The sequence below is a fragment of the Methylobacterium sp. EM32 genome, assembly GCF_040593685.1.
In the GTDB taxonomy this organism is placed as follows: domain Bacteria; phylum Pseudomonadota; class Alphaproteobacteria; order Rhizobiales; family Beijerinckiaceae; genus Methylobacterium.
On record NZ_JBEXZS010000268.1, the window covers coordinates 14464 to 27976 of the forward strand.

The window sequence follows — 13513 nt, forward strand, 5'->3', positions numbered from 1 at the left end:
CCGGGATTGCCGCCTACTGCGTCCCGCCCTTCGCCTCCTTCTGGAACTCCTCGATCACGTCCTTGCCGACGCGCTTGGCCATGTCGGCGGTGACCGGCTCGAGCGCCGCCTTCCAGGCCGCCTTCTCGTCGGCATTGAGCGTGATGAAGGTGGTCTTGCCGGACTTCTTCATCTCCTCCAGCGCGTCGGCATTGTCCTTGTCGGCGACCTCGTTGGCGTAGGACGTGGCTTCCTTCATCGCCTTGTCGAGCTCGGTGCGGATCTCCGCCGGCAGGCCGTCCCAGAACTTCTTGTTGGTGATCACCGCGTAGCCGATATAGCCGTGATCGGACAGCGTGATGAACTTCTGCACCTCGTGGTGCTTCTGGGTGAACATGTTCGAGGGCGTGTTCTCCGAGCCGTCGACCACGCCGGTCTGCATGCCCTGGTAGACCTCCGAGAAGGCCATCACCTGCGGGATCGCGCCCAACGCCCGGAACTGCGCCTCCAGCACCTTCGAGGACTGGATCCGCATCTTCAGGCCGCGGAAATCCGCCGGCATCTTCAGCGGCTTGTTGGCGCTCATCACCTTGAAGCCGTTGTCCCAGTAGGCGAGCCCGGTGATGCCCTTCGATTGCAGCTTGTCGAACAGCCGCTTGCCAAGCGCCCCGTCGGTGACCCGGCGCAGGGCCGCCTTGTCGGGCAGGATGTAGGGCAGGTCGAAGACCTCGAACTCCTTGGCGCCGAGCGGCCCGAACTTCGCCAGAGAGGGCGCCAGCATCTGCACCGCGCCGAGCTGCAGCGCCTCGACCTCCTCCTTGTCCTTGAACAGCTGCGAGTTCGGGTAGACCTCCACCTTCACTTTGCCGTTCGTGTACTTTTCCGCCAGCTCCTTGAACCGGTCGGCGCCGCGGCCCTTCGGCGTGTCGGGCGCGACGACGTGGCTGAACTTGATCACGATCGGCGCCTGTTGCGCGAGCGCGGCGCCCGACAGGAGGAGCAGGGCGGTGCCTGCCGCGACGGCGCGACGGGTGAGCGCCCGGACGGGACGGGACGAATGCGGCATGGCGTTTCCTCGTTGTCGTTGTTTGTTCGGCGGTGAACCTGACAGTTCGATCCCGGCCCCGCAATGCGCCGATCGCCTAACCCGCCCCGGTCTCCGAAATGGCCTCCGCCTCCATGTGAACCGCCCCGCCGATCGCCGTCCAGCCGCGGAACTCGCCGCCCTCCGGCCGGCCGGCCACCGCGAAGCGGGATCCCGCGATCATCGGCGCGACGCCGCGGTAGCGGAAGCGGGCCGGCACGCGGCCGAGGCGGCTGGCGGTGAGGTTGAGGAGCAGGCTCGCCTGCATCGGCCCGTGCACGACGAGGCCGGCATAGCCCTCGACCTGCGTGGCGTAGGGATGGTCGTAGTGGAAGCGGTGGCCGTTGAAGGTCATCGCCGAGTAGCGGAACAGCAGCACGGAATTCGCCTCGACCGACCATGCCTGCGCGTCGTCGGTCGGCACCGGCTTCGGCGCCGGCGCGGCGTCGCCCGGCCGGCTGGCCTCGCGGTAGACGATGTCCTGCCGGTCGCGGATCGCCGGGCCCCGCTCGGTCAGGTACTCGTGCCGCACGGTGACGAAGCAGAGCGTGCCGGTGCGCCCGGTCTTGACTGCCACGTCCGAGACGGTCTCGCGCCGCACCACCCGGTCGCCGACGCGCAAGGGGGCCAGCGTCTCGACCTCGCCGCCCGCCCACATCCGCCGCGGCAGCGGCACCGGAGGCAGGAACCCGCCCTTCGCCGCGTGGCCGTCCGGCCCGAGCGCGTCGGCCGCCGGCGTCTCGGGGGCGAGGCACCAGTGAATGGCGAGCGGCGCCTCGCCCTCCGCCACCGGGGCGAGGTGGGGACCGAGCGTCGCCCGGTACTCGGCGACGAGGCGCGGCGTCACGTAATCCTCGACCTCCCGGGTGCGGCCGATCCAGCCGCGCAGGTGGTCGATGTCGATCTCGGGCATCGGGCGCTTCCCCTGTCCTGGCCCGCGCGGGAGCGGGCTTTGCGGTGATCCTATATCGGCCCGTCTTCGCGCCTGCACACCTGCCAGCTGGACCCGGCTTCGTCCCGGTGCTTAACTCACTGTCAACTAAAGACGAAGGTGGGAGACGTCACGTGGCTGCGCAGCACAGGTGCATCGCGATCGTCGGTCCGTTCCAGAGCGGCAAGACCGCCCTGCTCGAGGCCATCCTCCATCGCACCGGCGCGATCGATCGGCCCGGGCGCGCCGGCTCCCGGACGGGCGACACCTCGCCCGAGGCGCGGGCCCACGGCATGAGCGTGGAGCCGGCCTTCGCCACGACGCGCTTCCTCGGCGAGTCCTTCACCTTCGTCGATTGTCCCGGCTCAATCGAGTTCGCGCACGACCTGCGGGCGGTGCTGCCGGCATGCGACGCCGCGGTCGTGGTCTGCGAGGCCGACGAGCGCAAGCTGCCGGCTCTGGAGCTGACCCTGCGCGAGCTCGAGGCCGCCGGCATCCCGCGCCTCCTCTTCATCAACAAGGCCGAGACCGCGCCGGGCTCGCTGCGCGACGCGCTCGCCCTGCTGCAACCCACCTCGCGGGTGCCGCTGCTGATGCGCCAGATCCCTCTGATGGAGGGCGAGGCGGCGGTCGGCTTCATCGATCTCGCGCTGGAGCGCGCCTTCATCTGGCGCGAGCAGGCGCCGAGCGAGGTGGTGGCCCTGCCCGACGGCGAGCTGCCGCGGGAGAAGGCCGAGCGCTACACGATGCTGGAGCGGCTCGCCGACCACGACGACGCCCTGATGGAGGACCTGATCTCGGAGGTCGAGCCGCAGGCCGACCGGGTTTTCGCCGACCTCGCCCGCGAGCTGCGCGGAGGGCAAGCGGTGTCGGTGCTGTTCGGCTCGGCCGAGCACGGCCACGGCGTCACCCGCCTGCTCAAGGCGCTCCGGCACGAGGCTCCGGGGCTGCCCGAGACCCGCGCGCGCCTCGGGATCGACGGGGAGGGGGCGCCCCTCGTCCAGGTGATGAAGACGCTCCATACCGGCTTCGGCGGCAAGCTCTCGGTCGGCCGCGTGCTGCGCGGCGCGCTTCGTGAGGGCGACGCGGTGACGGGCTCCGTCGGCGGCTCCGCCCGGGTGGCGGGGCTGAGCCAGCTCGCGGGCGCCGCCGGCCACCGCGTGCCGGAGGCGCAGGCGGGGGAGGTCGTGGGTCTCGCCAAGCTCGAATCCATTGCCACCGTCGAGACCCTGGCGTCCGGCTCCGAGGCGCCGGACGCCCTGGTGAACCTGCCGGCGCCCGAGCCGGTCCACGCCGTGGCGCTCCGGGTGCGCGACCGCAAGGACGACGTGCGCCTCTCGGCGGCTTTGGCGAAGCTCGCCGACGAGGATCCGGCGCTGATCGTCGAGCACCGCGCCGAGCTCGGCGATCTGCGCCTGTCCGGCCAGGGCGAGATGCACCTGCGGGTCGCGGTGGAGCGGCTGGCCTCGCGCTTCGGCATCGGGGTCGAGACCGAGCGCGCCCAGATCGCCTATCGCGAGACGATCCGCGGCCCGGCCGAGGCGCGGGCGCGGCACAAGAAGCAGACCGGAGGCCACGGCCAGTTCGCCGATGTGGCTCTGGCGGTGCGGCCGCTGCCGCGAGGCGAGGGGTTCTCGTTCGAGGACGAGGTGGTGGGCGGCGCGGTGCCGCGCCAGTACATCGCCTCCGTCGAGGCCGGCGCCCGGGCCTTCACCACCAAGGGGCCGCTCGGCTTCCCCGTCGTCGACATCGCGGTGACGCTCAAGGACGGGGCGGCGCACGCGGTCGATTCCTCGGACGCGGCCTTCCAGGCGGCGACGCGGCTGGCGCTGGAGGACGCGCTCGCCAAGGCCGGCCCGGTGCTGCTCGAACCGATTCTCGCGGTGTCGATGGCGGTGCCGAGCGGCGCCACCGCGAAGGCGACCGGCCTCGTCACCGCCCGCCGCGGCCAGATCCTCGGCTTCGACGCGCGGCCCGGCTGGTCCGGCTGGGACGTGGTCGAGGCGTTGATCCCCGAATCCGAGATGACCGACCTCATCGTCGAGCTGCGCTCGGCCACGGCCGGTGTCGGCACCTTCACCACCCGCTTCGACCACCGGGCCGAGCTGACGGGGCGTGCGGCGGAGGCGGTGCTGGCGCGCCAGCCGGTGCGCAAGGCGGGGTAGACGGCAGGCCGCGTCGAATCTATTCGCCGCAGTAAAGCGAAAGCGCGGGATCCCCTCTCCCGTGTGGGAGAGGGGTGGGGGTGAGGGTGCTACGGTTCCGCAATGACCCTGAACCGTTGAGCAGCCAGCACCACGTTTTGAGCTCTACACTGAAGCGCGCCACCCTCACCCCTAACCCCTCTCCCACACGGGAGAGGGGAATCGCGCTCTTCTGGTTCAGGTCGTGAATTCAGGTCGCGAAAATCGAATCGTAGTCTTTCTCAGACCACGGTCTCCGGCGCGAGCGCACAGGCCGGTCCCCCCGCCAGCTCGACCTGCAGCGTCACGTGGGCGATGCCGAAGCGGCTCTTCAGGGCCGCGGCGCAGTCGTGCAGGAAGGCGTTGCCGGGATGGCCCTCCGGCATCACCAGGTGGGCGGTGAGCGCCGTCTCGGTGGTGCTCATCGGCCAGACGTGGAGATCGTGGACCTCCGCCACGCCCGGCCGCTCGGCGAGGCAGCGGCGCACCGCCGCCGGGTCGATGCCGGGCGGCACGGCGTTCAGCGACAGCACGACGCTGTCGCGCAGGAGCCCCCAGGTGCCGGCGACGATCACCGCCACGATGACGAGGCTGGTCAGCGGGTCGATCCAGGTCCAGCCGGTTCCCATGATGACGAGGCCCGCCACCACGACGCCGGCCGAGACCGCGGCGTCGGCCAGCATGTGCAGGTAGGCGCCGCGCACGTTGAGGTCGCCCTTGGCTCCCGAGGCGAACAGCCAGGCGGTGACGCCGTTCACCGCGATGCCGATCAGCGCCACGATCGTCACGGTGAGGCCCGGGACGGGCGCCGGCTCGCTGAACCGCTGCACCGCCTCCCAGGCGATGGCCCCGACCGCGACCAGCAGGAACACCGCGTTGAACAGGGCCGCCAGGATCGAGGACGAGCGCAGGCCGTAGGTGAACCGCGCCGTCGGCCGGCGCTGCCCGAGCGTCGCCGCCGCCCAGGCGACGACGAGGCCGAGCACGTCCGAGAGGTTGTGGCCGGCATCGGCCAGCAGCGCCACCGAATCGGTCAGGAACCCGTAGGCGCCCTCGATCAGCACGAAGCCGGTATTGAGCGCGATCCCGATCGCGAAGGCGCGGCCGAAATTCGCCGGGGCGTGGACGTGGCCCGGGCCATGATGATGGCCCGCGCTGTGACCGTGCCCGTGGTCATGGCCGTGATGGTCGTGACCGCCATGGTCGTGCGCGTGGTCGTGATGCTGGCCCATGCCCGCTCTCTGTCGCTCGCGCGGGCCCGTCTCCGGGCCCGCAACCTCACTCCGGCGCGGTAGCTTTAGGGCGGGGCCCACGCCAGGGCGAGCCCCGCTTGGACGCGGCGTCACCCGGCGGCGAGCCGCAACGCCGCCTCGGTCAGCGCTCCGTCCGGCCGGATCATCTGGTCGAGCACGGTGAAGTGGTCGTCGCCGGGGAGCGGCAGCAGGTCGCCGGGGAGCCCGGTCCCGGCCCAGGCGGCCTGGTAGACCTGCGATTGCCGGCACAGCTCCGGCAGCTCCCCCGCCCCGTAGGCCACGGTGAGGGGACCGGCCTTCACCGGCAGGTGGCGGATCGGCGAGAGGCCTGCGACCTCGCCCTCGGTGAGGTGGAGCGCGTCGTCGAGGGCGGTGCGCCGGATCGGCGCGAGGTCGAAGACGCCGCTCACCGCCAGCCCCGCATCGACCTCCGGGCAGGCCATGGCGAAAGCCGCGAGATGGCCGCCGGCCGACCAGCCCGAGACGACGAGGCGCGGCGGGCTCGCATGGGCCCGCAGGGCTGCCAGCGCCGCCGGGATCTCGGCGCAGAGCGCGGTCATCGTCGCCTCGGGGCAGAGGGTGTAGCCGATCATCGCCACGTCGAGGCCGCGGGCGAGGGGACCCTCGGCCAGCGCGGAGAAGCCGTGCTTGTCGTTGCGCTGCCAGTAGCCGCCATGGATGAAGGCGAGGAGCGGTGCCTGCGGCCGGCCGCAGCGGACGAGGTCGAAACGCTGCCGCGCGCCGTCGCCGTAGGCGACATCGAGCTCGCCCGGATGCGATTCGCGGAAGGCGGCGCTGCGCTCGCGCAGGGACGCCATGGAGGCGCTGCTGCCGGCGACCGCGCCGGAATTGTCGTAGGCCTTGCTGAGCGTCGCGCGGTCCATCCCGCGCCAGTCGCCACCCGTCATCGTCGTCCTCCCGGAAGGGCTTCGGAGCGTGCTCGACCGCCCAGAACGGCACGACGGGCTCTCCCTCATCCTACACGCGACCTCATCCTGAGGTGTCAGGCGATCAGAGATCGACTGACCTCGAAGGAGGCCTCCAGAGATCGCAGAGGTTACTGGAGGCCTCCTTCGAGGCTCCCTGCGGTCGCACCTCAGGATGAGGTCGCGGGTGGGAGAAGAGGGCCCATGTCGTTTCGGTGGAACGCGCTCGCGCCGACACGATAGACCGAAACGCGAAAGGGCGGCCCCGCGCCGCGCGCAGGGCCGCCCCCACCTTCAACCCCGGGGCCGAGACCCCGGAGCGTCACTGATCTGCGTCGCTTACTCGGCGGCCTGGAGGGCCGGGACCGGGGCGACCTCGTCGAGCGGCATCGGGTTGCCGTCGAGGGCGGCCTTCAGGCGGTCCATGTCGACCTCACCCTCCCAGCGGGCGACCACGATGCAGGCGACCGCGTTGCCGATGAAGTTGGTGAGCGCCCGGCACTCCGACATGAAGCGGTCGATGCCGAGGATCAGCGCCATGCCGACGACCGGCACGGAGGGGACCACCGCCAGGGTCGCCGCCAGGGTGATGAACCCTGAGCCGGTGACGCCCGCCGCGCCCTTCGAGGACAGCATCGCGACGAGGAGCAGCAGGGCCTGCTCGCCGTAGGAGAGGGGCGTGTCCGTCGCCTGGGCGATGAACAGGGCCGCCATGGTCATGTAGATGTTGGTGCCGTCGAGGTTGAACGAGTAGCCGGTCGGGACGACGAGGCCGACGACGGGCTTCGAGCAGCCGGCGCGCTCCATCTTCTCGAGCAGCGAGGGCAGGGCCGACTCGGAGGACGAGGTGCCCAGCACCAGCAGCAGCTCCTCCTTGATGTAGCGGACCAGCTTGACGATCGAGAAGCCGTTGTAGCGGGCGACGGCGCCGAGGACGCCAAAGATGAAGATCGCCGAGGTCAGGTAGAACGCGCCGACGAGGTAGGCGAGGTTGGCGAGCGAGGAGATGCCGTACTTGCCGATGGTGAAGGCCATCGCGCCGAAGGCACCGAGGGGGGCGACCTTCATGATGATGTGGACGACGCCGAAGACCGCCTCGGACAGGATCTTGATGAAGTCGAGCACCGGCTTGCCGCGGTCGCCCAGGAAGGCGAGGCCGAAGCCGAACAGGATCGAGAAGAACAGGACCTGCAGGATCTCACCGCTCGTGAACGCGCTCACCGCCGTATTCGGGATGATGTTCATCAGGAAGTCGGTGATCGACTGCGTCTTCGCCTTCTCGGCGTACATCGAGATCTGCTTGGGATCAAGCGACTTCGGGTCGATATGCATGCCTGCGCCCGGCTGGACGAGGTTCGCGATGATCAACCCGACGATGAGCGCCAGCGTCGAGAAGGTGAGGAAGTAGATCAGCGCCTTGCCGCCGACCCGGCCGACCTTCTCGAGGTTGGTCATGCCGGCGATGCCGGAGACCACGGTGAGGAAGATCACCGGGGCGATGATCATCTTGACGAGCTTGATGAAGGCGTCGCCGAGCGGCTTCATGTCGGCGCCGAGCTGCGGGTAGAAATGCCCGAGCGTGATGCCGATCGCGACGGCGACCAGGACCTGGAAATAGAGGGTCCTGTAGATCGGCTTGGGCTTCGGCGGCGCGTGGGGCGCGGTCAGCGGGGACGGGATCGTAGCCATCGGACGTTCTCCCTATATGGCTCGTTGCGGGTCGGCTTTTCGCGGTGGATCGCGGGGATGCTCTTGGTCTTGGCCTTCTGGCGTCTTGGCCTTCCAGCGTCTTGGGCTTTCGACGGGTGTCGACCTTTTCGCAGGCCTGCCGGTGCGCGGCGGGCCGCGGACGGACACACAATGGCAACCGGCGTGCCAGCCGGGAAAAATTCGAAATTTTTTGTTAAGTACAGACGAATAAAAGGTTTTTCAGAATGATGGAGGAAACGGCCCGGTGGAGCCTTCCGGCGCGCCGCAACGCGGGCCCGGATCCGGTGCGGAAATCCGCAACCGTCCGGAACCAAATCTGTTGGGCCCGACTCCACTGCATCCGGGCCCGTCTCCCCGCGGGGCGGCCGTGACCGGCTGGCGCGCGCTGCCGCGCTCCCCGGCGCTGCCGTGGCTCCTCGGCCTCGCGGCGGTGCTCGCCGCCTCGCTCTTCGCCGGCCGCTATGCCGAGCGGGCGGCGCTGATGGACCTGCGGCGCTCGGCCAACGCGACGCTGGCGCTCCACGTCGCCGCCTTCCGCACCGAGATGCAGAAGCAGGGCTCGCTGCCGCTGGCGCTGGCCAGCGACCCAGAGATCACCGCGGTGGTCGGGCCGGCGCCGGATCCGGCTCTGCTCGCCCGGGTCAACGACCGGCTGGCCGAGATCGCCCGGGCGTCGGGGGCGGCGGTGATCTACGTCATCCGCCAGGACGGGACCGCGGTGGCGGCGAGCAATGCCGGCGAGCCGGGCAGCTTCGTCGGGGCGTCCTACGCCTTCCGGCCCTATTTCCAGCAGGCGCAGAGCGAGGGGGCGGGCCGGCAATTCGCGCTCGGCACCGTCAGCGGCCGGCCCGGCCTCTATCTCAGCCGCCGGGTCGCCGGCCCTGGCGGACGGACCGGGGTGGTGGTCGTCAAGGTCGAGTTCGACGGCATCGAGGCCGCCTGGCGCGAGGGCAGCCGGAAGGGCGGGGAGACTGTGATGGTCACCGATCCCCGCGGCATCGTGCTGATGGCGAGCGAGCCGGCCTGGCGCTTCGGCGCCCTGCGGCCGGTGCCGGACGAGGAGCGCCTGTTGATCCGTGAGCGGCTCGAATTCGGCGATGCCGCCCTCAAGCCCCTGCCGCTCCATCCGGCGGCGGACGGGACCCTGGTGCGGGTCGGCAACGGGGCGGAGCCGGCGCGCCTGGCGCTTCCGCTCGATGCCCCGATCCCCGGCACGACCTGGCGGCTCCACACCCTGACCCGGATCGGCGTCGCGGTCGGGCGCGAGCGGGTCCAGGCCCAGGTCATCGCCGGGCTCGCGGTCGGCCTCGCGGCCCTGGGCCTCGCCGAGATCGCCGCCCGGCGCCGGCGCCTGCGGGCGAGCCTCGCCGAGGCGGCGGCGCGGCGCACCGAGCTGGAGGAGCGGGTGCGGGCGCGGACGCAGGCCCTCACCGAGGCCAACCGCCAGCTCAAGGCCGAGATCGCCGAGCGGCGGCTGGCGGAGGCCGAACGCCAGCGCCTCGGGCGCGAGCTCGCCCATGCGGGGCGCCTCGCCGCGCTCGGCCAGTTCGCCGCCAGCATGGCGCACGAGATCAACCAGCCGCTCGCGGCAATCCGCTCCTACGCCGACAATGCCGGCATCCTGATCCAGCGCGGGCGCCTGCCCGAAGCGACCGAGAATCTGTCCGCCGTCGGCCGCCTGACCGAGCGCATCGCCGGCCTGACCCGCCAGCTCAAAGGGTTCGCCCGCAAGGCCTCGGGCCGGCGCGATCCGGTGGCCCTGGCGGACGTCGTGCGGGCGAGCCTGGAGGTGGTGGAAGGGCGGCTTTCGGGCGTCGATCTCGCCCTCGCTCTGCCCGAGCCGTCGCCTTATGTCCCGGGGGAAGGGCCGCGGCTGGAGCAGGTCGTGGTCAACCTGGTGCAGAACGCCCTCGACGCGGTCGCGGGCGTCGACGAGCCACGCATCGCCGTGACGGTGCGGGTTTTGGGGGAGAGCCCGATGGGGGGAAGCGCGGTGCTGGAGGTGAGCGACAACGGCAGCGGTCTGCCGGACGGGGGCGCGCAGGTCTTCGACGCGTTCTTCACCACCAAGGCGAGCGGCCTCGGCCTCGGCCTCGCGATCTCCCGCGGGATCGTCGAGGATTCCGGCGGCACCCTCTCGGCCGGGGCGAGCCCTGAGGGCGGTGCGCTGTTCCGGGTCGAGTTGCCGCTCGCGCCCGCCGCCGCCCATGCCGTTCCGGGAGCCGCCGCGGCTCGGGGAGCCGCCGCATGAGCGCGCCGTCGCAACGCGTGGTCTTCGTCGACGACGAGGAGGAGGTGCGCCGGGCCAACGGCCAGAGCCTCGACCTCGCGGGTTTCGCCGTCGAGACCCATGCCGACGCCGAATCGGCGCTCAAGGCGATCCTCGCCGACCCGCCGGGCGTCGTCGTCACAGACGTGCGCCTGCCGGGGCTCGACGGGCTCGGACTGTTCTCCGCCCTCCAGGAGGCCGATCCCGAATTGCCGGTGATCCTGATCACCGGCCACGGCGACATCACCATGGCGGTGCGGGCGATGCGCGCCGGCGCCTACGACTTCCTCGCCAAGCCCTATCCGGCCGAGACCCTGGTCGCCTCGGTGCGTCGCGCCCTGGAGCGCCGCGCCCTGGTGCAGGAGAACCGGACCTTGCGCGCGCGCCTCGACGCCGCGGTGGCCGAGGATCCGGCCTTCCTCGGCGTCTCGCCCGCCATCACCCGCCTGCGCCAGTTCGTGCGCGAGGTGGCAGAGGCCGATGTCGACGTGCTGGTGCTCGGCGAGACGGGATCCGGCAAGGAGGTGGTGGCGAGCGCGCTCCACCGCTGGAGCCGGCGGGCCAAGGGCAACTTCGTGGCGATGAATTGCGGCGCGCTCCCCGACACGGTGGTGGAGAGCGAGCTGTTCGGCCACGAGGCCGGCGCCTTCACCGGCGCGCTCAAGAAGCGGGTCGGGCGCATCGCGCACGCCGACGGCGGCACGCTCTTCCTCGACGAGATCGAGAGCATGGCGCTCAACATCCAGGTCAAGCTCTTGCGCGTGCTGCAGGAGCGTGTGGTCGAGCCGCTCGGCACCAATGCGATCCAGCCCGTCGACATGCGGGTCGTCGCCGCCACCAAGATCGACCTCGGCCAGGCCGCCGCGCAGGGCACCTTCCGGGACGACCTCTACTACCGCCTGAACGTCGTCTCGGTGGCGATCCCGCCCTTGCGCGAGCGGCGCGAGGACGTGGCTTTGCTGTTCGAGCATTTCCTGCGCAAGGCCGCCGCCCGCTTCAACCGCGAGGCCCCGCCGGTGACGCCGTCGATCCGCGACCACCTGAGCCGGCACGACTGGCCCGGCAACGTGCGCGAGCTCGGCCACTTCGCTGAGCGCTGCGCGCTCGGCCTTAGCCCCACCGGCCCGGCCCAGGCCGAACCGGCGAAGGCGGCGACCTTGGCCGAGCAGATGGACCGCCACGAGCGCGGCCTGATCCGCGACGAATTGATCATGGCCGGCGGCGACGTGCGGGTGGCGGCGGAGGCGCTCGGCACCCCGCGAAAGACCCTCTACGACAAGATCGCCCGCCACGGGCTCGATCCGAACGACTACCGGTGAGGGATCAGCCCCGCCGCGGGTGCTCCTGGAAGAACCGCCACATCTCCCGGGCCGCGTCGGGGCCCTGCGGATCGGTGTAGCTGCCGGCCGGGTCGCCGCCGGACCAGGTGTGGCCGGAGCCGTGGATCACCCAGTGCTCGTAAGCCGGTCGGCCGGTCGCGTCGGCGTAAAGGCTCTTCTCGAAGGCGCGGCCGTTCGGGGAGCGCCCATCCTCGCGCCGGATGAGGCGGCCGCTGGTGGCGGCGATCAGCGCCGCGCCGTTCTTCGGGTTCACGGTGGCGTCCCGGTCGCCGTGGAACACGATGGTGGGGATCGGCGGCGCTTGCCCGGCGGCGCCGTCGCGCATCGCTGCCAGCGCTCCCGGCAGGTCGCGGGCGGCCAGCGCGCACAGGCCCGAATGCACCCCGAGCGCGGCAAAGAGGTCCGGATAGGCCGAGGCGACGTTGGCCGCCCCCGCGCCCCCGGCCGAGAGCCCGGCGATCGCGACCCGCCGGGGATCGACCGCGTAGGCCGCCATCACCGCGCGGGTAATCCCGGCGATCACCCCGGTCTCGCCGTGGTCGCGGGACTGGTCGGCAGGGCTGAACCAGTTCCAGCACCGGGCCTGGTTGGCGCGCCGCGTCTGCTCCGGATAGGCGACCAGGAAGGTCTCGGACTCGGCCAGCGCGTTCATGCCGGTGCCGGCGGCGAAATCCTCGGGCGACTGGGTGCAGCCGTGCAGCATCACCACCAGCGGCACCGGCCGGCCGCGATAGCCGCCCGGCACATAGAGCCGGTAGGCGCGCTGCCCCGGCGGGCCCGCATAGGTCTCGGACAGGAGGCGCCCGGGAGAGGGTGCGGCGGCGCCGGGGCGTGAGCCGCCACGAAATCGCGCCAGGCCGTCCCCGACCCGGCGCGCGAGGTCTCGCACGCCCTCGGGCAGGGCAGCAAAGGCGCCGGCGGGATCGCCCGCCCGCAGGCGGCGGAAGGCGTCCGCGAGGGTGTTCGGCCGCGTGTCGCGCATGACGCTCAAGGTCTCCGGCGGGGCGCCTCCTCGGATCGGGCGGGGCGCCGCGATTCGGCAGCGTGCCGCAGCGGCAAGCGGGCTTCAACGAGGACGGATCCTTCTCTTGCGGACGAGGCGTCGTTCCATCGTCGGCGGTCCATATAAACGCGAAAAGCCCGGCCTTTCGGCCGGGCTCCGCTCCGTCGAGGTGACGGATCGTGACGCTTAGAAAGCGTTGAACTTGTAGTTCAGGCCGGCGCGGACGACCGCGAACTCGGTCTCGCGACGGTACAGGGTGGACGGGCCGACCGACACCACGCCCGGCGAGAACACCGAGTACTGCGTGCCGTTGGCGGTCTGGGCGAACACGCCGTTGTTGCGGTTGCCCTGATCCAGCTTCACGTACAGGCCTTCGACCTTCAGCGTCACCGCCGACGAGCGGAAGAAGTTGAAGAACGAGTCGGTGGGCAGGGCGTACTCGACGCCGCCGCCGACGGTCCAGCCGGTCTGGAACTCGTCACGCGAGCTGTTGGTCAGGCCGAAATCGCGACCGCCGCCCGAGCCGTAGGCGAAACCGCCGGTGGCGTACACGAGGGTGCGATCCCAGGCGTAGCCGAGACGGCCGCGCACGGTGCCGAAGAAGTCCAGGCCCGAGATGCCGTTCGGGTTGAACACCAGGGTACCCGGGGCGACGCCGCCGCCGGCGACGGTCGCGAAGGCGTAGCGGTTGCGGTCACGGCCGAAGTCGACGTACTGGGCGTCGGCCTCGATACCGAAGACCACGCCCGAGCCCGGGGTGAACTGGTAGTTGTAGCCGATCTGGCCGCCGCCGACGAAGCCGTCGTTGCTGTTGCGGTTGCCGAAGGCGAGCACG

The 13513-nt window shown here is 71.3% G+C and carries 10 protein-coding genes; 3 read left to right on the forward strand and 7 right to left on the reverse strand.

The features are described 5' to 3' along the window. Positions 1-13: 13 nt before the first annotated feature. On the reverse strand, positions 14-1045 hold the full coding sequence (locus tag ABZT49_RS33520) for a TRAP transporter substrate-binding protein (protein WP_355292841.1): 1032 nt from the start codon (positions 1043-1045) through the stop codon (positions 14-16). 76 nt (positions 1046-1121) lie between these two features. Beyond that, positions 1122-1976, reverse strand: coding sequence for a MaoC family dehydratase N-terminal domain-containing protein (locus ABZT49_RS33525; RefSeq protein WP_355292843.1), 855 nt, complete (start codon positions 1974-1976; stop codon positions 1122-1124). A 152-nt stretch (positions 1977-2128) separates the two neighbouring features. Here ABZT49_RS33525 and ABZT49_RS33530 point away from each other — a divergent pair, with 152 nt between their 5' ends. Next, a complete protein-coding gene (locus ABZT49_RS33530; RefSeq protein ID WP_355292845.1) occupies positions 2129-4159 on the forward strand; it encodes an elongation factor G in 2031 nt (676 codons plus the stop codon). 260 nt (positions 4160-4419) lie between these two features. Here ABZT49_RS33530 and ABZT49_RS33535 read toward each other — a convergent pair whose 3' ends face one another. The 3 genes from ABZT49_RS33535 to ABZT49_RS33545 all read right to left on the reverse strand — a co-directional run bounded on the left by ABZT49_RS33535 (position 4420) and on the right by ABZT49_RS33545 (position 8045). Next, positions 4420-5409, reverse strand: coding sequence for a cation diffusion facilitator family transporter (locus tag ABZT49_RS33535; protein ID WP_355292846.1), 990 nt, complete (start codon positions 5407-5409; stop codon positions 4420-4422). Positions 5410-5519: 110 nt separating this feature from the next. After that, positions 5520-6338 (reverse strand): alpha/beta hydrolase fold domain-containing protein, encoded by an 819-nt coding sequence (locus ABZT49_RS33540; protein WP_355292848.1) that lies wholly within the window; start codon positions 6336-6338, stop codon positions 5520-5522. A gap of 357 nt (positions 6339-6695) precedes the next feature. Then, entirely contained in the window at positions 6696-8045 is a 1350-nt protein-coding gene (locus ABZT49_RS33545; protein WP_355292850.1) for a dicarboxylate/amino acid:cation symporter, read from the reverse strand. A 388-nt stretch (positions 8046-8433) separates the two neighbouring features. On the opposite strand from ABZT49_RS33545, the gene ABZT49_RS33550 reads away from it, so the two are divergent. Both ABZT49_RS33550 and ABZT49_RS33555 read left to right on the forward strand, forming a co-directional pair. Further along, positions 8434-10317 carry an ATP-binding protein gene (locus tag ABZT49_RS33550; protein ID WP_355292852.1) on the forward strand — a complete coding sequence of 628 codons (1884 nt, stop codon included), beginning with the start codon at positions 8434-8436 and terminating at the stop codon, positions 10315-10317. Beyond that, positions 10314-11654 (forward strand): sigma-54 dependent transcriptional regulator, encoded by a 1341-nt coding sequence (locus ABZT49_RS33555; RefSeq protein ID WP_355292854.1) that lies wholly within the window; start codon positions 10314-10316, stop codon positions 11652-11654. Before ABZT49_RS33550 ends, ABZT49_RS33555 begins: the two co-directional genes overlap by 4 nt. A 4-nt stretch (positions 11655-11658) precedes the next feature. On the opposite strand, the gene ABZT49_RS33560 is transcribed toward ABZT49_RS33555, so the two are convergent. Beyond that, on the reverse strand, positions 11659-12657 hold the full coding sequence (locus tag ABZT49_RS33560; RefSeq protein ID WP_355292855.1) for a PHB depolymerase family esterase: 999 nt from the start codon (positions 12655-12657) through the stop codon (positions 11659-11661). A 207-nt stretch (positions 12658-12864) separates the two neighbouring features. Then, positions 12865-13513: porin family protein (locus tag ABZT49_RS33565; protein ID WP_355292857.1), on the reverse strand; the 649-nt coding region annotated here is incomplete at its 5' end.